The sequence below is a fragment of the Metabacillus sp. KH_069 genome (assembly GCF_057838075.1).
Map to the genome: position 1 here is coordinate 4410340 of NZ_CM174460.1, position 19524 is coordinate 4429863.

The window sequence follows — 19524 nt, forward strand, 5'->3', positions numbered from 1 at the left end:
CCTTCTTTGATTTAATTAGAATTGAGCACGCCTTGGTCAGTTCCTCCAGGCAGTCCGTTCTGAATGAGGAGTAAGGCTCTGCAGCTCTATTTATCTATACTAAGAAAAAATGTGATGCTGCGAAAAGAAGCAGCATCCATTCACACATCACATTTTAAATATGATTATTTTTGTTCTGTTACATGCACCTTAACAGTGGCTGTTACTTCCGGATGCAGTTTTACCGGCACATTTGTATAGCCTAGAGCACGGATCGCATCTGGAAGATCAATTTTGCGTTTATCCACTTTATGGCCATGGGATTTCAGGAGCTCATCCGCAATTTGCTTGCTTGTAATGGATCCGAATAAGCGGCCGCCCTCGCCTGATTTCGCCTTAAGCTCAACCGTTAAGCTTTCAAGCGTTTCTTTTAGCTCGACAGATTTTTCAAGCTCTGCTGCAGCTTCTTTTTCTTCTTTTTTCTTTTGGCCTTGAAGCTTGCTGATTTCTGCCTGATTGGCTTCAATCGCAAGTCCTTGTTTAATTAAAAAGTTATGTGCGTAGCCGTCAGCTACATTTTTAACTTCCCCTTTTTTCCCTTTACCTTTTACATCTTTCAAGAAAATAACTTTCACGACTTAGTTCCTCCTTCTAAATACTCTTCAATCGCATGTTTTAATCTTTCTTCCGCTTCAAGCAGCGATACATGCTCAAGCTGTGTAGCTGCATTTGTGAGGTGACCTCCGCCGTCTAAGGCTTCCATGATCAGCTGCACATTGATATCCCCAAGGGAACGGGCACTGATGCCGATTGTGTGCTCATTTCTTCTTGCAAGAACGAATGACGCCACCACACCGCTCATCGCCAAGAGCGTATCTGCTGTTTGAGCAATGATGACCTGATCAAAATAGTCCTCTGAATCAGCATCTGATTTTGCAATGGCAATGCCATCTTTAAGCATATTGGTATTTTGAATGATCTTTGACCGCTTTACATAGTGATCAATATCTTCTCTCATGAATTTTTGCACGAGAATCGTGTCAGCGCCTTTAGATCTTAAATAAGAGGCTGCATCAAATGTACGGGAACCCGTTCTGAGAGTAAAGCTTTTTGTATCGACTATAATGCCTGCGAGCAAGGACGTCGCTTCAATCATGTTCATTTTCAAACGTTTTGTCTGATATTCCAGGAGTTCTGTCACAAGCTCGGCTGTTGAAGATGCATAAGGCTCCATATAAACGAGCAATGGATCCTTAATAAACTCCTCACCCCGGCGGTGATGATCAATCACAACAACATTGTCGACTTTATTCAGCAGCTTTTCTTCGATGACAAGCGAAGGCTTATGGGTGTCCACAACAATCAGAACGGTGTCATCTGTTGAGATTTCCAGAGCTTCCTCTCTTGTTATAAAACGGGACCACAAGTCTGAATGCTGCCTTACTTCCTGAATCAGCCGCTGCACGCCTGTATCTATCTCATTTTGATCAAGAACAATAAAGCCTTCTTTTTCGTTGACCTGAGCTACTTTCAGGATGCCGATGGCTGAGCCTATTGAATCCATATCAGGGTATTTATGCCCCATAATAATGACTTTGTCGCTTTCTGAAATAATTTCAGTCAGCGCATGAGAGATGACCCTTGCACGCACTCTCGTTCTTTTTTCCATCGGATTCGTCTTGCCGCCATAGAACTTCACTTTTCCGTTCGTCTGCTTAATGGCAACCTGATCTCCGCCTCGTCCTAATGCTAGATCAAGACTTGATTGGGCCAAATCCCCAAGCTCCGTAAGAGACGGCACACCGGAGCCTATACCGATGCTCAATGTGAGGGATATATTTTGAACTGTCGTCTGTTCTCTTACTTCGTCAAGAATTGAAAACTTTCCTTTTTCAAGCTTTATTAAAATATTTTCATTGAGAATGGCCATGAACCGTTCTGATGACGTTCTTTTCAGGAAGATGCCATTGTCTGTTGCCCATTTATTCAGCAATGAGGTTACTTGACTATTAATGGTACTTTTAGTCTGATCATCAAGGCCTTGAGTGACTTCATCGTAATTATCCAGAAAAATAAGGGCAAGCACTGTGCGCTCATCTTCATACTGCTTTTCAATTTCTGTCTGCTCCGTTACATCAAAGAAATACAGCAGTCTTTCCTCTCGCTTGATGATGACTTTAAACTTCCGCTCGTGAAGAGTAATGGTTTCCGTATCAACCTCCTGCTTCACAAGGGGTACCAGTGACTCGGCAACATCATACATCGACCTGCCGACCAATGTGTCTTCATGGAAGCAGGATGTCAGAAACGGATTTGTCCATTCAATATGGTAATGTTCGTTAAATAGCATAATTCCGATTGGCATTTCCATTAAAGCTTCTTCTCCAACCCGCTTCAAACGGTAAGAGAGAGTAGAAATATAGGTTTCCATCGCGCTCTTAAGCTTTTTATCGGCAATTTTCAACAGAAATAAGATCCCGCCTAATAGAAAGACGCCGGCAACACCGAGCATCCATTGATAATAAAAGACAATGATGATGGCAATCGCGGTCAGTCCGATTAAGGCAAATAGGGGATACCTGATAAACGGTTTTTCATAAAAACTGGGCATTTTGTTTCAGCTCCTCAAACAACAGTGAAACATACGTAAGATTGCGGCTTACTCCTGCTGCGCACTGTATGAATCTAGTTTATGCGCAATTGTGCTATTTCTTCACGCGACCCCTTAAATTAAAAGCTAAATCAATTATACCTAAGATTCGCACAAGATACATCAGGATCGGCAGAATCAAAGAAAGAATGACCGCTGTAACAGGTATAGCTTTCGAATATTTTTTCACATGACTATAAAAGAAAATAAAAGAGAAGCCTTGTACAACTAACAGCACCTGCAGAACAAACAGCAAGTTTACAGCGGCAATATAAAGAAAGCTTCCTTTATCCAGATTTAAAAATAATAAGAAACTGACAATCAAGTAATACCAGACAATGCTTGACGGCAGCTTCCACTCTCGGAATGGCTTCAGCGGCAACAGCTGGATTTTCAGTCTTTTTAGAACGGGAACCGTCACAGCATGAGAAAGTAAAGCAAAGATAAAGGAAACACTTACAAGCAAACTTGGAATTAAGTAGCCTATGTACTTCATTTGCTCTTCTAATTGATTAATCGCTGCTTCATTTGCTTCTTGACCAATTGCAGCCATCATTGATTTTGCCATATCAATTGTTTCATTCATGCTGCCTGTCGCTTCTTCAATTGGATCGATTTGAAAAAATGCCGCAGAGGCTGCATACATGACGACAAAGCTGATAAGAAATGCAATTGTGCCCCCGATCAAAGCGCCGGCTGTTTGCCTCTTCTGATAAAAGTAACCCATCACGATTCCGCTCAGGGCATATGTTAAAGTTAATGGCAAAGCAAACAAAGAACCAACTATCAACGTAATTAAGATCGAAGCGGCCATTAGAGTGAACGCAGCTTTGAGTCCGTGTCTCACCGTATAAAGGATAAACGGCAATGGCAAAAAGACCATTAAAAATGCCCCGAACAGCGGCAGATAAAGTGTCATCAATGTTAATACAGTAAAGAGCGCAAGTAATATCGCACCTTCTGTCAGTACGTTAACCCGTTTCACAGTTTCACCTCTTTTATACTTCAAAGCTTATTTTAAATGAACCGTGTGTGACAAATCAAATGGATCAGAACACTTATCCTTTAATCCGCAAATATATCTCAAAATAATAAAAAAGCAGCAAGGAATCCTCACTGCCTTTTTCATCTTATTATTCGCCAGATACGTATGGAAGTAAAGCCATTTGACGAGAGCGTTTAATAGCAATCGTTAATTTACGTTGGTATTTAGCGCTTGTTCCTGTTACACGACGAGGTAAGATTTTACCACGCTCAGAAACGAATTTTTTAAGCAAATCTACATCTTTGTAATCGATGTGAGTGATTCCGTGTGCAGTGAAGTAGCACACTTTACGACGTTTTGCACGTCCACCTTTGCGTCCGCCTGCCATAGTTATTTCCTCCTTCCATTATGAGATGCTCGTACTATATGTTTTAAAACGGTAAGTCATCATCAGAGATATCAATCGGCTTTCCATCATTAGCGAATGGATCGTCATCAAAGTTCGAACGGCCTTGATTACGCTGATTCTGATTTTGATTTTGGTTTTGACTGAATGGATTTTGCTGACCGCCTTGGCCGCCTTGTCCACCCTGGCCGCCGCCATAATAATTGTTGTTGTTTCCGCCACCGCCGCCGCTGTTTCCACTGCCGCTTTTAGGTTCAAGAAACTGTACGCTTTCTGCAACCACTTCGGTTACATAAACACGTTTGCCAGTCTGGTCTTCATAGCTGCGCGATTGAAGACGTCCATCTACTCCTGCCAAACTTCCTTTTTTAAGGAAATTTGCAACATTTTCAGCCGGACGGCGCCATACGACGCAGTTAATGAAGTCCGCTTCTCTTTCACCCTGCTGGTTTGTGAAGGCGCGGTTTACAGCTAATGTAAAAGTAGCAACTGCTGCTCCAGCTGGTGTGTAGCGCAGTTCTGGATCTTTTGTTAGTCTGCCGACTAAAACAACCCGATTCATCATCAGAATCATCCTTTTTTAAAGATATCTAATCTATATGAATTACACTTCTTTTCTAGTTACCATGTGACGCATGATGTCTTCGTTGATTTTCGCTAAGCGGTCAAATTCTTGAACAGCTTCCGGCTTTGATGCAACTTGAAGAAGCATATAATAACCGTCACGCAAATCGTTGATTTCATAAGCAAGGCGACGTTTGCCCCACTCTTTTGTTTCTTCAACTTCCGCACCATTGTCAGCTAAGATTGTGTTGAAACGCTCAACTAGAGCTTTTTTAGCCTCATCTTCAATGTTTGGACGGATGATATACATGATTTCGTATTTATTCATCTCTTACACCTCCTTTTGGTCTAAACGGCCCTGAACGGGCAAGGAGCAATTAAACAATTCAATTACTCACAAGTTTAAATTATAGCAAACAAAACGACTTTAAGCAACCGAATTAAACATTAAAACGGAAATGAATGACGTCGCCATCTTTTACGATGTACTCTTTTCCTTCTAAGCGCACTTTTCCGGCTTCTCGTGCAGCTCCCATCGTTCCTGCATTCAGCAGATCTTCATAAGAAACTGTTTCCGCGCGGATAAAGCCGCGTTCGAAGTCAGAGTGAATAACGCCGGCACATTGCGGAGCTTTCATTCCTTTTTTAAATGTCCACGCGCGGACTTCCTGTACACCCGCTGTGAAATATGTCGCAAGACCAAGAAGATTGTATGAAGCTTTAATAAGCTGATCAAGACCTGATTCTTCAATGCCAAGCTCTTCAAGGAACATTTCTTTTTCCTCTCCGTCAAGTTCAGCAATTTCAGACTCAATCTTCGCACATACAACAATGACTTCTGCTTTTTCATTTGCAGCAAATTCGCGGACTGCTTTTACATATTCATTATTAGAAGCATCTGCTACTTCATCTTCAGATACATTAGCTGCATACAAAACAGGTTTGCTTGTAAGCAAATGAAGGTGCTTAACAATTTTCATCTGCTCATCCGTGAATTCCACTGAACGTGCTGGTTTGTCGTTTTCAAATGCATCTTTCAGCATTAACAGAACCTCGTGCTCGTAAACTGCCTCTTTGTCTTTTTGCTTAGCAAGCTTGCCGACACGCTCAATACGCTTGTCTACAGACTCTAAATCAGCTAAAATCAACTCAAGATTGATCGTCTCAACATCATCAATCGGATCTACTTTTCCAGAAACGTGAGTAATATTGTCATCTGCAAAACAGCGTACAACGTGACAAATTGCATCTACTTGACGAATATGTGAAAGAAACTTGTTTCCAAGTCCTTCTCCTTTACTTGCACCCTTAACAATCCCTGCAATATCCGTAAATTCGAATGCAGTAGGCACTGTTTTCTTTGGTTTTACAAGATCTGTAAGCTTTTGAAGACGCTCATCCGGCACTTCTACAATCCCTACGTTAGGATCTATTGTACAGAACGGGTAGTTTGCAGATTCTGCACCAGCCTGTGTAATGGCGTTAAAAAGCGTTGACTTTCCTACGTTCGGAAGTCCAACAATACCAGCGGTTAAAGCCATGGTCATTTCCACTCCTCTATATGAACAATATATAATCGATTAATCCGAATTCTAACCAATCTTCAACAATTATAGATAGTAACGCATGAAATGACAAGCTTAAGAGGGGATGTCATAAATGGTTAAAATCTGTTTTTATAAGAAAAGCGCAAGCGCCCGTTTAGCTCCGACAGACAGATAAGGATCCGTCAGAAAAGGCGCTTTTTGCCTTTACTGGCGGATCCTTTCTGGCCGAGGAGTTGGGCGATGGAGCTAGACATCGAAGCGCAAAATTTTATACTTTCTTATCTCTAAAAAAAGGGGGAAACCAACCCAAAAAACAAGGTTTCCTCCCTAAATAAACCAATTTTAATCCATGAAACATTTATTCTTCATGCTTAACCAATCTTTTTTTCATTTTTCTGGCGAAATCCCGTCTCGGAATCATCACGCTGTGAGCACAGCCTTCGCATTTTATGCGGATATCCATGCCCATTCTGATGATTTTCCAGCGATTCGCACCGCATGGATGAGGTTTTTTCATTTCGACAACGTCATTTATGCCAAATTCCTTGTCCACTATTCACTCATCCTTTCCTTTTGTTTAGCACCTTCATCCTGCCTTGTATACATAACCATGCGAGGGAATGGAATTTCAATGCCGTGCTCATCAAGCCTCATCTTAATTTCTTTTCTCAGCACACGGGATATATGAAAATGCTTCATAGGAAGGACTTCACTGACTACACGCAAGACAACTTCAGACGGACCAAGGTTTTGGACGCCAAGCAATTCAGGCGGTGCAACCATTTCTTCATATTTATCCGGCAGCTCAAGCAAGAGATCTTCAATGACCTTTTCCGCTTTCGGAATATCTCCCTCATACGCGATACTGACATCTACAAAAGCGACGCTGTTATTGACCGAGAAATTCGTCACTTCCGTAATATTTCCATTCGGAAGAATATTGATTTCCCCTGTCCAGCTCTTGATCTTTGTCGTGCGAAGTCCAATTTCTTCTACCGTTCCTTCAAATTGGCCGACACGAATCATGTCGCCTACTGAAAACTGATCTTCAAAAATAATGAAGAATCCGGTAATGATGTCCCTGACTAAATTTTGTGCACCGAATCCGACAGCAAGCCCGACAATTCCCGCTCCCGCTAGCAGAGCCTTCACATCAAAACTCAGCGTCTCAAGAATCATCAGCAGGGCGACAAAATAAACGAGATATGTCAGTACATTATCAAGCAGCTTGACCAGGGTATTTTCCCGGCGCTCTGAAATGCGGAGCGGCGACTTTGTTCTCAGCATGAAAATCTTCCCGATGACGACATTACCAACGCGAATCAGGATTGTTGCCAGAATCATAATGCCAATAATCTTTAGCAGACCTAGACCGAAATCCAGCCATAAATCTTCGTTAAGAAGAGAGGCACCTATTTTATCGATAAGCTTATTTATAAAATCCACATCAGATCAACCTTTCTTTTAGAAAGAAATACACGTTGCAATCATAAAGATAGGTTTTATTTTAACAACTTTTCAAAGCAATTTACAGTGCTTAGCAAAAACTCTTATTATCTCTTAAATATGTATAGATTTCTATATTCTTCCGTATACTGTTACTACTATATTGAAGGAGTGAAATGATGAATTTTAAATCCGGCTTTTTAAAACCGCAGCGTGACCGAATTTATTATGAAGATGAGCATGCGGCAGAACATTTATCATCAGAAATGAAACTCCTTCTTTCTGTACGGAAACCAATCGTAGTCCTGTGTATTGGCACAGACCGCTCAACCGGTGATTGTTTAGGCCCATTAGTAGGCACTAAGCTTATTGATGCCGGGCTCAAGCATTTTCATGTTTACGGAACGCTCGAGCATCCTGTCCATGCAGTTAACCTTGAAGAAACCATCCAAAAAATAGAACATACGTTTGATAACCCATTCATCCTGGCTATCGATGCATGCCTTGGAAGACTAAAAAGTGTAGGGACTTTTCAGGTTGGAGCAGGTCCGATCAAGCCGGGTGCAGGTGTAAACAAAGTGCTCCCCGAAGTGGGAGACATTCATATTAATGGAATCGTCAACGTCAGCGGGTTTATGGAATTCTTTGTTCTGCAGAATACAAGACTGCATCTCGTTATGACAATGGCTTCTATTATTGCAAAAAGCATTATTCTCGCTGATCAGCAGATCGAACTTAAAAAAATCTCTTTAAAGACGAAGAGTTCCTGGCTTAATCATGCCAAGGATGTGAACATCAACTAAACAATATTCATGAAAACAATAATGACTGCCACAACTGCCAGGCTCGGCAGCAGATTCGCTACGCGAATTGCTTTTATACCAAGCATATTGATTCCGATGGCTAAAATCAAAATCCCGCCAACTGCTGTAATTTCAGAGATCAGTTTCTCAAGCAGTGCTTCCGGTACATACTGATGAATCACATTCGCAAATAAAGCGATGGCGCCTTCATAAATGAAAACAGGAACCGCTGAAAGAAGAACGCCGATTCCAAGCGTGCTTGAAAGAACCATGCTCGTAAAGCCATCAATCATCGACTTTGTGTACAAAATATCATGATCCTGTCTCAATCCGCTATCAAGAGATCCCACAATTGCCATTGCTCCGATGACAAATATAAGGGTAGCGGACACAAAGCCTTGTGCAAAATCCCCGGTCTGATTTTTGCTCAGTTTTTTCTCAAGCCAATAACCCACTTGATGCAGTTTCTTCTCAATATCAATCGCTTCTCCAATGACCGCTCCAAAAACAAGACTGATAATCACAATAAACAGCTGTTCACTTTCCATTGCCATATCAAGACCTAATATCATCACAAAAAGACCTATCCCTGTCATAACTGTCTGTTTCATAGATTCCGGTATTCTGCGAAGCAATAAACCTAAAAGGGAACCTATGATAATCCCAGCTGCATTCACTAAACTGCCTAATAACACCACTTAAATCCCTCTTTCCACTTAATAGCGCCAGCCCTTATTCAGCTTCAGCCGGACGCACCTGTGACGGCAGGTAAGTCATGTGCTGGAGCTGGACATTTTTATCGTTTTCTAAAACATAAAAAGAAGCCATCTATGCTGTCAGATGGCCGCTTAAGATGATTGCTCAGCTTCAAGCAACTCTAAAATTCTTTCCAAATCCTCTTTTGAGAAAAATTCAATTTCGATTTTTCCTTTTTTCTTCTGCTGCTTAATCGTAACGGAAGTCCCGAAATATTCACGCAGGTAGGATTCTCTTTCCCTGATGAAAATGTCCTGACTGCCAGCTTTCTTTTTCGTTTCACGTGAAACATTTTCGTTTAACTGCTGCACGAGGAGCTCAACTTGACGGACATTAAGCTGCTCTTTCATAATTTTTTCAGCTAAAGGCTTCAGCTTGTCTTTTTTCTTCAGTCCGAGCAATGTTCTGCCATGGCCCATTGAAATCTTGCCTTCAGAAATAAGTGTTTGAATGTCTTCAGGAAGTGACAGTAATCTTAGATGATTGGCAATATGCGGTCTGCTTTTGCCCAGACGTCTCGCAAGCTCTTCCTGCGTAATATGCAAATGATCCAGCAGGGACTGGTAGGCTGCTGCTTCTTCTATTGGAGATAAATCTTCGCGCTGAAGATTTTCAAGAAGCGCAAGCTCCATCATCTGCTGCTCTGTGAGCTCTCTTATGACGGCCGGCACTGCCTGAAGGCCTGCTGCCTTTGCTGCACGAAAACGTCGCTCGCCAACGACAATCTCATAGCCTTTAATACTTTTACGGACAATAATCGGCTGAAGAATCCCGTGCTGAAGGATGGATTCTTTCAGTTCTTCAATCGCTCCTGGCAAAAATGTTTTGCGGGGCTGATAAGGATTTGGACGCAGATCTTTGATTTTAATTTCCTGCAGCGTTTCGTCTTTGCTTACTTCCATGTTCGTAAACAAAGCATTGATTCCTTTACCTAACCCTTTAGCCATTAACAACCACTTCCTTTGCCAATTCTAAGTATACGTCAGCGCCCCTTGAGCGCGGGTCATAAATAATAATCGGCTGTCCATGACTTGGTGCTTCGCTTAAACGGACGTTTCGTGGAATAATTGTTTTGTATACTTTATCGCGAAAATATTTTTTGACTTCTTCAATAACCTGAATTCCTAAATTGGTACGTGCATCAAGCATTGTTAAAAGAACGCCTTCTATCATTAAATCGGTATTTAAATGTTTTTGAACCAGCCTCACAGTATTCAGCAGCTGACTCAATCCTTCGAGTGCATAATATTCACATTGAACAGGAATCAGCACAGCATCTGAGGCTGTTAAGGCATTGATTGTCAGCAATCCTAAAGAGGGAGGACAGTCAATAATCATATAGTCATAATTATGTTTTACTTTTTCAAGCGCACGTTTCAGACGGACTTCTCTAGAAATGGTTGGCACAAGTTCAATTTCGGCACCCGCAAGCTGGATTGTAGCCGGAATTGCATCCAAATTTTCGACAGCAGTTGGCTTAATGACTTCTGTTACATCGACATCATCAACTAAAATATCATAAACACAATGTTCAACATCGGCTTTTTCAATTCCTATACCGCTTGTCGCATTTCCTTGTGGGTCAACATCGACGAGAAGAACTCGTTTTCCTATATATGCTAAGCACGCACCAAGATTAACGGAAGTTGTCGTTTTTCCGACTCCGCCTTTCTGGTTCGCAATGGCAATAATTTTCCCCACAATGTCACCTGCTTTCACTAAACATGAACTCTATCATGCTCTCTATTTTATCATGAAACTTTGCCAATGGTTTGAACTTTTTTGCAATTTGTAAAAATGCGCTTACATTCCTGGATCTTCATTTATATTCCCAAAAGAAAAAACTCTCTACTAATTGGCAGAGAGCTACTTTGGTATTTTTATAGTGAATTGAATGTATTCTTCAAATTCTTCTTCTTCAGCATTTATTTTTACGCCAGTATCCTGAACCATTGTCAAAGATTGACGGATGGTATTCATCGCAATACGGGTATCCCGGCTGAATGCTTTGCGTTTTGGTTTAGCTTTTGGGCTGGTTTTCTCAAGCATTTTGACTACGCGGTCTTCTGTTTGCTTGACATTTAACTGCTTTTCAATGATTTCAGAGAGCAGCGTGATTTGCGGATCTGGTTTCTTCAAAGGAATGAGTGCTCTTGCATGTCTCTCTGTAATTTTCTTTTGGAGCAAGGCATCCTGAACTTCCTGAGGAAGCTTTAACAGCCTGAGCTTATTGGCAATTGTGGACTGTCCTTTTCCCAGTCGCTGGGCAAGGGCCTCTTGAGTCAAGTCGTGAAGTTCCAGCAGCTTTGCGTAGGCAACGGCTTCTTCAATCGCTGAAAGCTCCTCGCGCTGAAGGTTCTCAATTAAAGCGACAGAAGCTGTTTCTGTGTCATTGAAATCCTTCACAATAGCTGGAATTGTTTCCCATCCGAGTTTTTGAACAGCTCTAAACCGTCTTTCCCCGGCAATAATTTCATATCTTCCATCAACCTGACGTACAACAATCGGCTGAATAATCCCGTGCGTACGTATCGTAAGCGATAACTCTTCTATTTTTTCATCCGCAAAAACTGTACGCGGCTGAAAGCGATTAGGCACGATTTCCTCCACGGAAATCTTTTTAACCTCATCAAATACTGAATCATCAATTTCTTCTTTTTCGATTACTGCTGTTTTTTCTGCTGTATCTTCTTTTTCTCCCAAACCGAAAAAACGAGAGAATGGATGCTTCATGAGCCTACACCACCTTTAGAAACTGCCATCATATTAATTCTCTTTCAAGTCTCTATATTCCTGCATGCTGAACGAACTTTCCGCTGAATGTTTTTCTATTCTAATGGAAGTTTATTAGGCGTACCCGGTTTACGAGGATATTTTGCAGGTGTTGATTTTTGTTTATGAATAATAATGATTGAGCGCTCACTTTCCTCAAGCGGCAGCTCAAAGGCATACTTTTCCTGCACCTTGCCGCCAAGCGTGCTGATTGCTTTTTCAGCTTTAATCATCTCTTCCTCAGCTGATGCAGCTTTCATTGCAACGAAGTGACCGCCAGTTTTAGCAAGCGGCAGGCAAAGCTCGCTCAAAACAGATAAACGCGCTACAGCCCGTGCCGTCACAACGTCATATGTTTCTCTGAATGCTTTGTTTTTCCCAAACGTTTCTGCTCTGTCATGGTAAAGAGATACGTCAGAAAGGTTCAGTGATTTCGTCAGATGATCTAAAAATGTAATTCTCTTTTGAAGAGAATCCACAATCGCAATTTTCAGATGCGGAAAGCAGATTTTGATCGGCAGGCTTGGAAACCCTGCGCCTGCCCCTACATCGCAAATGGACAGCGGTTTTGTAAAATCAAAATAGAAAGCAGCAGAAATAGAATCATAAAAATGCTTAAGATAAACTTCTTTTTTCTCTGTAATCGAAGTTAAATTCATTTTCTCATTCCACTCTACAAGCAATTCGTAGTAAGTCTCAAATTGCTCCAGCTGTTGCGCGGAAAGCGAGATTCCCTTTTCCTCAAGACTGGATTTAAATAAAGAAATGTCCATACTCAAAACCTTTCTGTTCTGCTTTATTCGTTAGAAACTCGAGCTATTCTTCCTTGCTCCATATACACGAGAAGGATGGATATATCTGCCGGATTCACTCCTGAAATACGGGATGCCTGTGCCATTGAAAGCGGTCTGACTTCCTTCAGTTTCTGGCGTGCTTCCGAAGCGATGCCTGATATCGCATCGTAATCAATATTTTCCGGAATTTTTTTATTTTCCATTTTCTTCAGCTTTTCAACCTGCTGAAGGGACTTTTCAATATAGCCTTCATATTTAATTTGAATTTCAACTTGTTCGGCTATTTCTCCGGAAATATTTTCATCAGCCGGTGCTAGAGCATGAATATGCTCATAATTCATTTCAGGACGTTTAATAAGATCTGATGCACGGATTCCGTCTTTCAATTCACTGCCGCCTGCACTTCTAATTAATTCCTGTGTCTGCTCATTTGGTTTGATGATGACAGAGTTCAGACGTTTTTTCTCTGCTTCAATTGCTTCTTTTTTAAGCAAAAATGCGCTGTAGCGTTCTTCTTTGATAAGTCCAATCTTACGTCCAATATCCGTTAAACGCAAGTCGGCATTGTCATGACGAAGAAGCAGCCGATATTCCGCTCTGGACGTTAATAAACGATACGGCTCATTTGTACCTTTTGTGACAAGATCGTCTATTAATACTCCGATATAAGCATCCGAGCGGCTCAAGATGACTTCTTCTTTGCCAAGAGCTTTACTCGCTGCATTAATTCCAGCCATTAAACCTTGTCCTGCTGCTTCTTCATAGCCCGAAGTGCCATTGATTTGTCCCGCAGTAAAAAGACCTGGAACCTTTTTGGTTTCAAGAGTTGGCCATAGCTGAGTTGGTACGATTGCATCATATTCTATCGCATAACCTGCACGCATCATTTCCACTTTTTCAAGGCCGGGAATGGATGCAAGAATTCTTCGCTGTACATCTTCCGGAAGGCTTGTTGATAATCCCTGAACATATACTTCCTGTGTGTTTCTGCCTTCTGGCTCAAGGAAAATCTGATGACGGGGTTTATCATTAAAACGGACGACCTTATCTTCAATTGAAGGACAGTAGCGCGGGCCAGTTCCTTTAATCATACCTGAATACATTGGCGAACGATGAAGATTATCGTCGATGATTTTATGCGTTTCTTCACTTGTATAAGTCAGCCAGCATGGAAGCTGATCGGTAATATATTTTGTCGTTTCATAGGAAAAAGCGCGCGGAACGTCATCACCCGGCTGAATTTCTGTTTTGCTGTAATCAATAGAGTGACTGTTTACACGGGGCGGTGTTCCTGTTTTAAAACGGACCATATCAAGGCCAATTTCCTGCAGATGCTCCGATAATTTAATAGAGGGCTGCTGATTATTAGGTCCGCTTGAATATTGCAGTTCTCCTAAAATGATTTTCCCTCTTAAAAATGTACCTGTAGTCAGAACAACTGTTTTAGCACGATATTCTGCACCCGTTTGAGTAATAACGCCTCGGCATTCTCCGTCTTCAATGATAAGACGGTCGACCATTCCCTGAAGCATTGTAAGATTCCGTTCATTTTCCATTGTTTTCTTCATTTCATGCTGATACGTAAATTTATCCGCCTGAGCACGCAGCGCACGTACAGCCGGTCCTTTGCCTGTATTCAGCATTCTCATTTGAATATGTGTTTTATCGATATTTTTGGCCATTTCTCCGCCTAAAGCATCGATTTCACGCACAACGATTCCTTTTGCCGGTCCGCCTACTGATGGATTACAAGGCATAAAAGCAACCATATCAAGATTTATTGTCAAAGCAAGCGTTTTTGCACCCATTCTCGCAGAAGCGAGGGCGGCCTCAACCCCTGCATGGCCTGCACCGACGACAACTACATCATAATCACCTGCATGATATCCCATGGTATGAACCTCCTTTATATTTTAAGCTATTTTCCCAAACAGAACTGGGCAAACAGCTGATCAATCAAACTTTCATGGACAGCATCTCCGATAATTTCACCAAGCAGCTCCCACGTACGTGTAAGATCGATTTGTACAAGATCAATCGGAACTCCCGCATCAATCGCGTCAAGTGCATCTTCAATCGTTCTTTTTGCCTGTGACAGCAAAGCAATATGTCTTGTGTTTGAAACATATGTTAAATCCGAAGAGCCAACGCTGCCTTCGAAGAACAGAGAGCTGATGGATTCTTCAAGCTGGTCAATTCCCTGTTCTTCCAGCAGAGAAGTCGTAACGACAGGTGAACCTTTTGCAAGCTCTCTCACCTGTTCCAAATCTATTTTTCCAGGAAGGTCTGTTTTATTTACGATCACAATGACGTCCATCCCGCTGACAGCTTCAAACAGCTGCTCATCCTCTTTTGAAAGAGCCTCACTGTAGTTTAAAACGAGCAGGATAAGATCGGCCTTTTTCAGTACCTGTCTTGATTTCTCAACACCGATCCGCTCAACAATGTCCTCTGTCTCCCTGATGCCGGCTGTATCAACCAGACGAAGAGGCACGCCTCGGACGTTTACATATTCCTCAATAACATCCCTAGTCGTTCCCGGTATATCTGTTACAATCGCTTTATTTTCATGAATCAGACTATTCAGCAGCGAAGATTTCCCAACATTAGGCCGGCCTACGATAACCGTTGAAAGACCCTCTCTTAAAATCTTGCCTTGCTGAGAGGTTTGAAGCAGCTTTTCAATCTCATTTTTGACGAATGTTGCTTTTTCAATCAGCATGCTGTGCGTCATTTCTTCTACATCATCATACTCAGGATAATCTATATTTACTTCCACATGGGCAAGTGTCTCAAGAATTTCCTGACGCAGACGCTGTATCAGCTTTGATAGTCTGCCTTCCATTTGTCCAAGAGCAACATTCATTGCACGATCTGTTTTTGCCCGTATTAAATCCATCACAGCTTCAGCTTGAGACAAATCAATCCGGCCATTTAAAAACGCTCTCTTTGTAAATTCTCCAGGCTCTGCAAGCCGGGCACCGTGGTTTAATGCAAGCTGCAGGACACGGTTAACCGTTACAATCCCGCCGTGGCAGTTTATTTCTACTATATCTTCTCTCGTAAATGTCTTTGGACCCTTCAAAACAGACACCATGACTTCCTCTACGATTTGGCCCGTATCAGGATCTGCAATATGCCCATAATGAATCGTGTGCGTCGGGACCTCTGTCAATTTCTTTCCTGAAGGACCTGAATACAGCCTGTCCGCAATGCCGATTGCATCGTCCCCGCTCAGTCTTACGATGGCAATGGCTCCCTCTCCCATCGGTGTGGATATTGCTGCAATTGTATCGAATTCCATGCGTTTCACCCCGCTTCTTTCAAAATAAATCTATATAGAAATTTCCCATTATTTACGCAGTCAAATTTATAAGATATCATAGTTATTTCTTATTGGAAAGAAAAAAATATCGAATTATCCACAGACTGAATTTCCGCACAATTCTCTTATTATCATTTTAACTTATCCACATGTTAATAACAATATTTCCAACTGGAAGGTTTCTAAGCCCTTAAGCATGAAAGAATGCACAAAAAAACCCCGCTGATCAAAGACCAGCGGGGGGTTTCGTGCTGCTATTTCGGAGCAATCACCAAATGACGATTAGGCTCTTCTCCAACCGAGTATGTTTTAATCTTGTGCTGCTGGTTAACTAGAGCAGCATGGATAATCTTACGTTCATATGAAGGCATAGGTTCTAAAGGAACCTCTAGTTTTGTACGAACAGCCTGGTGTGCAAGCTTCTGAGCAAGCTGAACCAGCGTTTCTTTGCGGCGGGTTCTGTAGTTTTCAGCATCAACTGTAATATGCAAGTAGTGATTAGAATGACGATTTGCCGCGAGCTGTGTCAAATATTGCAGGGAATTGAGTGTTTGTCCGCGCTTTCCAATTAAAAGCGCTACCTTTTCTCCTTCAATTTGAAAGGTCACATTTTTACCTTCCTGAATCATTTCAACCTTTGCATCGACATTCATATTTTTGATCACTTCTGTCAGAAAACGATGTGCTTCTTCAGCAGGATTCGGGCGTTTTACGGCTTTTACCTTTGCAGGCTTTGCGCCGAAAAGTCCTAAAAATCCTTTTTTCCCTTCATCAAGAACGGTAATTTCAACTTCTTTATCACTTGCATTCAGCTGTGTTAAAGCGGATTGTACTGCTTCTTCGACGCTAAGTCCGGTAGCAGTTATTTCTCTCACTTTTTCGTTCCTCCCGATTTTAATAGTGCTTTCGCTCTAATATCAGGTCCGTAGATGATCATTGTCTGCACGATCATGAAAAGATTTCCGACTACCCAATATAAGGATAGTGCAGCTGGGAAGCTTACAGCAAAGACGACGATCATAATTGGCATGATATATAAAAGCATAGCCATTTGCGGATTTTGATTTGCTGTTCCCGCCATTGTCAATTTTTGTTGAATGAATGTTGTAATACCAGCGATGATCGGCAGAAGGAATAATGGATCACGTGATCCAAGGTCAAACCACAGGAAGTTGTGATCTGCGATTGCTTCTGTTCTCATAATAGCATGATAAAAACCGATCAGGATTGGCATTTGAACTAATAATGGAAAACACCCTGCAAGAGGATTTACTTTATTCTTCTGGAATAAAGCCATTGTTTCCTGCTGGAGTTTTTGCTGTGTTTTTTGATCTTTAGAACTGTATTTTTCACGAAGCTTTTGCATTTCTGGCTGCAATTCCTGCATTGCTTTTGAGTTTTTAATCTGTTTAATCATTAAAGGCAAGATCGCAAAACGAATGATCAGCGTTACAATAACGATTGACAGTCCGTAGCTATTACCCATTAATTCTGCAAAATAGATGATCAGCCATGACAACGGATACACAATGTAGTGATTCCAGAACCCTTGACTTTCCTCTGTGATTGGCTGGTTCACTTCTGTACATCCTGTAAGAAGCATCATGATGCTCACTAAGCCAAGCACTAACAATATTCTCCTTTTCAACCGGTATTCCTCCTAACAAAATATCTAAACCTGCAAGTTCTGCCGACTTTATTCAACATTTATTTTAACATCTTTCAAAAAAGAAAACGTCTTTCAATTTTCATTTTTCTATGTATTTTTTATGGAGTTTTCACGCTGCGGTCTTGCTCTGTGGACTTTTGTTTTTCTGAAAAGGTGCAGTAAACTGCTTTTCACTTCATGATAGTCCATTTCGGATGCCGGCTTTCTGGCAATTACTATATAATCAATGCCTGTTTTTAAGCTATCCATTTCTTCAAGAAAAACTTGGCGGACGAGACGCTTAATTCTGTTTCTTGTGACGGCATTTCCTATCTTTTTACTGACTGATAAACCTAAACGGAATTCTTTTTCTTCAGGCTGATTCAGCATGTAGATCACAAATTGTCTATTTGCCATCGACTTACCATGCTTGAATACTTTTTGGAAGTCTTCGTTTTTTTTGATGCGGTTTTTCTTTTTCATATCCTCACTCCGGATCCTTGCCTGAATTCTTCAGCCTTCTGAGAGCTTTTCCATCATTATTTCTTTAACAATATCTATTTAAACAGCTGTTTTGAAAAACATGGCCCAACCATAAGCAGGATTGGGCCATGTAAAAAAGACCACTGATATTTTTCAGTGGCCTATGCTGATAATACTTTTCTTCCTTTAAGACGACGTGCAGCTAGCACTTTACGTCCGTTTTTAGTGCTCATGCGAGCGCGGAAACCGTGAACTTTACTATGTTTACGTTTATTTGGTTGATAAGTTCTTTTCATTATAGACACCTCCCTGAGGAATAGCTGTTAAAGACAGTCTTACTAATTATAGAGAGTGACCTAGTGAATTGTCAACCATATGTCAAAAAAGATCTTATGCTGAAACATGGCTGCTCCATCATTTATTGTTTCTAAAGGCTGTGCGTATAGTCATTTCATACAAATTCAGGTCACATTCATGCGGTTTTCGCAAAGATTGTTGTTTTGATGATGAATGTTGTCCGTTCCTTTCCGCTCCAGGGACTTGCTTTCCGCGGGGAGCATGGGAGCCTCCTCGGCGTTGCCTGTGGGGTCTCCCATTTTGCTCTATATCCCGCAGGAGTCAAGTTCCTTCCGCTGCAATCCACTTAAGGTTTTTAACATTTATTCTAATTGCAACAATATTTACTAGAAGAGCCTTTGCTTAAGATCTTTTGAATCGAATGATTTTTTTTAAAGAGATAAGAAAGTATAAAATTTTGCCCTTCGATGGCGAGCGGAATCGCCAAACTCTCGGCCAGAACGGGCGCTTGCGCTATCCTTATACATTCTCCTCACATACGAATCTTTTCTTATATAAAAACTTCTCATTTTTTGGAGGATCTGATCCGCTTTTAAAAAATCCAAGAATAAATTGGAGAACTTTTTTTGATGTACAAATCTGTCAAACATCATAGACTGTGCATAGTTTTTTCGACATATTTTTTTATCCACACCTGTTATCGACAGGTTTCACACAGAACAAACATATGTGGACAATTTTTCTCAACATAGAGTCTGATATGTGGATAAGTTTTATAAAACCATTGCGCCGCTTCGTTTAATTTGATATTATATTTGTGTTTTCACTCTGAATATCGGAACGTCAATTTCAGGTTTATCCACACACTGTGGATAACATGTGGAAAGATTATAAACACCCTGTTAAAAAACTTGTCCACATTTAACGGTTTATGTCGAAAAGACGTTTTTCTACTATATTATATATTTATGCACATTTTGTTCGTTTTGCATTTTTATTCACGGACATCCAGCTGTTGTACAAAACATGTACACGTTCAATTTATAGAAAAAGGAGGGAGATGCCTCAT

Annotated in this window: 21 protein-coding genes; 1 reads left to right on the forward strand and 20 read right to left on the reverse strand. The window is 41.2% G+C overall.

Features of this window, described 5'->3' with window-relative positions:
* Positions 1-164: 164 nt before the first annotated feature.
* The 9 genes from rplI to AC3ISE_RS22105 all read right to left on the reverse strand — a co-directional run bounded on the left by rplI (position 165) and on the right by AC3ISE_RS22105 (position 7577).
* Positions 165-614, reverse strand: a complete 450-nt coding sequence (rplI, locus tag AC3ISE_RS22065) for a 50S ribosomal protein L9 (RefSeq protein ID WP_489222627.1) — start codon at positions 612-614, stop codon at positions 165-167.
* Positions 611-2590: a DHH family phosphoesterase gene (locus AC3ISE_RS22070; RefSeq protein WP_489222628.1), complete on the reverse strand. Its 1980-nt coding sequence runs from the start codon at positions 2588-2590 to the stop codon at positions 611-613. The genes rplI and AC3ISE_RS22070 overlap by 4 nt, the downstream gene beginning before the upstream one ends.
* A gap of 94 nt (positions 2591-2684) precedes the next feature.
* Entirely contained in the window at positions 2685-3614 is a 930-nt protein-coding gene (locus tag AC3ISE_RS22075; RefSeq protein ID WP_489222629.1) for a YybS family protein, read from the reverse strand.
* Between the two features lie 148 nt (positions 3615-3762).
* Positions 3763-4002, reverse strand: coding sequence for a 30S ribosomal protein S18 (gene rpsR / locus AC3ISE_RS22080; protein ID WP_029282950.1), 240 nt, complete (start codon positions 4000-4002; stop codon positions 3763-3765).
* Between the two features lie 43 nt (positions 4003-4045).
* A complete protein-coding gene (gene ssb, locus AC3ISE_RS22085) occupies positions 4046-4585 on the reverse strand; it encodes a single-stranded DNA-binding protein (protein ID WP_309193499.1) in 540 nt (179 codons plus the stop codon).
* A gap of 39 nt (positions 4586-4624) precedes the next feature.
* Positions 4625-4912, reverse strand: a complete 288-nt coding sequence (gene rpsF / locus AC3ISE_RS22090; protein ID WP_252202942.1) for a 30S ribosomal protein S6 — start codon at positions 4910-4912, stop codon at positions 4625-4627.
* Between the two features lie 112 nt (positions 4913-5024).
* Positions 5025-6125 (reverse strand): redox-regulated ATPase YchF, encoded by a 1101-nt coding sequence (ychF, locus tag AC3ISE_RS22095; RefSeq protein WP_489224411.1) that lies wholly within the window; start codon positions 6123-6125, stop codon positions 5025-5027.
* A gap of 364 nt (positions 6126-6489) precedes the next feature.
* Positions 6490-6687, reverse strand: a complete 198-nt coding sequence (locus AC3ISE_RS22100) for a DUF951 domain-containing protein (RefSeq protein ID WP_070878905.1) — start codon at positions 6685-6687, stop codon at positions 6490-6492.
* Complete coding sequence (locus AC3ISE_RS22105) at positions 6684-7577, reverse strand: mechanosensitive ion channel family protein (RefSeq protein ID WP_489222630.1); 894 nt, start codon at positions 7575-7577, stop codon at positions 6684-6686. The genes AC3ISE_RS22100 and AC3ISE_RS22105 overlap by 4 nt, the downstream gene beginning before the upstream one ends.
* 179 nt (positions 7578-7756) lie before the next feature.
* Here AC3ISE_RS22105 and yyaC point away from each other — a divergent pair, with 179 nt between their 5' ends.
* Positions 7757-8380, forward strand: coding sequence for a spore protease YyaC (gene yyaC, locus AC3ISE_RS22110; protein ID WP_489224412.1), 624 nt, complete (start codon positions 7757-7759; stop codon positions 8378-8380).
* Here yyaC and AC3ISE_RS22115 read toward each other — a convergent pair.
* The 11 genes from AC3ISE_RS22115 to rpmH form a co-directional block, all read right to left on the reverse strand.
* Positions 8377-9078, reverse strand: coding sequence for a DUF554 domain-containing protein (locus tag AC3ISE_RS22115; protein ID WP_489222631.1), 702 nt, complete (start codon positions 9076-9078; stop codon positions 8377-8379). The genes yyaC and AC3ISE_RS22115 overlap by 4 nt on opposite strands.
* 150 nt (positions 9079-9228) lie before the next feature.
* The gene (locus AC3ISE_RS22120) at positions 9229-10083 is read right to left on the reverse strand and encodes a ParB/RepB/Spo0J family partition protein (RefSeq protein WP_489222632.1); all 855 of its coding nucleotides are present in this window, start codon (positions 10081-10083) and stop codon (positions 9229-9231) included.
* A complete protein-coding gene (locus tag AC3ISE_RS22125) occupies positions 10076-10837 on the reverse strand; it encodes a ParA family protein (protein ID WP_070878939.1) in 762 nt (253 codons plus the stop codon). Before AC3ISE_RS22125 ends, AC3ISE_RS22120 begins: the two co-directional genes overlap by 8 nt.
* 165 nt (positions 10838-11002) lie before the next feature.
* Positions 11003-11869, reverse strand: a complete 867-nt coding sequence (gene noc / locus AC3ISE_RS22130; protein WP_489222633.1) for a nucleoid occlusion protein — start codon at positions 11867-11869, stop codon at positions 11003-11005.
* A gap of 95 nt (positions 11870-11964) precedes the next feature.
* Complete coding sequence (gene rsmG, locus AC3ISE_RS22135; RefSeq protein ID WP_489222634.1) at positions 11965-12681, reverse strand: 16S rRNA (guanine(527)-N(7))-methyltransferase RsmG; 717 nt, start codon at positions 12679-12681, stop codon at positions 11965-11967.
* A gap of 23 nt (positions 12682-12704) precedes the next feature.
* Complete coding sequence (gene mnmG / locus AC3ISE_RS22140; protein ID WP_309193509.1) at positions 12705-14594, reverse strand: tRNA uridine-5-carboxymethylaminomethyl(34) synthesis enzyme MnmG; 1890 nt, start codon at positions 14592-14594, stop codon at positions 12705-12707.
* 26 nt (positions 14595-14620) lie between these two features.
* Positions 14621-16006 carry a tRNA uridine-5-carboxymethylaminomethyl(34) synthesis GTPase MnmE gene (gene mnmE, locus AC3ISE_RS22145; protein ID WP_489222635.1) on the reverse strand — a complete coding sequence of 462 codons (1386 nt, stop codon included), beginning with the start codon at positions 16004-16006 and terminating at the stop codon, positions 14621-14623.
* Positions 16007-16281: 275 nt separating this feature from the next.
* Complete coding sequence (gene jag / locus AC3ISE_RS22150; protein WP_489222636.1) at positions 16282-16902, reverse strand: RNA-binding cell elongation regulator Jag/EloR; 621 nt, start codon at positions 16900-16902, stop codon at positions 16282-16284.
* Positions 16899-17675 (reverse strand): YidC family membrane integrase SpoIIIJ, encoded by a 777-nt coding sequence (gene spoIIIJ, locus AC3ISE_RS22155; protein WP_070878915.1) that lies wholly within the window; start codon positions 17673-17675, stop codon positions 16899-16901. The genes jag and spoIIIJ overlap by 4 nt, the downstream gene beginning before the upstream one ends.
* 108 nt (positions 17676-17783) lie before the next feature.
* Positions 17784-18158, reverse strand: coding sequence for a ribonuclease P protein component (gene rnpA / locus AC3ISE_RS22160; RefSeq protein WP_309193515.1), 375 nt, complete (start codon positions 18156-18158; stop codon positions 17784-17786).
* Between the two features lie 161 nt (positions 18159-18319).
* Positions 18320-18454 (reverse strand): 50S ribosomal protein L34, encoded by a 135-nt coding sequence (gene rpmH, locus AC3ISE_RS22165; RefSeq protein WP_070878917.1) that lies wholly within the window; start codon positions 18452-18454, stop codon positions 18320-18322.
* Between the last annotated feature and the right edge of the window lie 1070 nt (positions 18455-19524).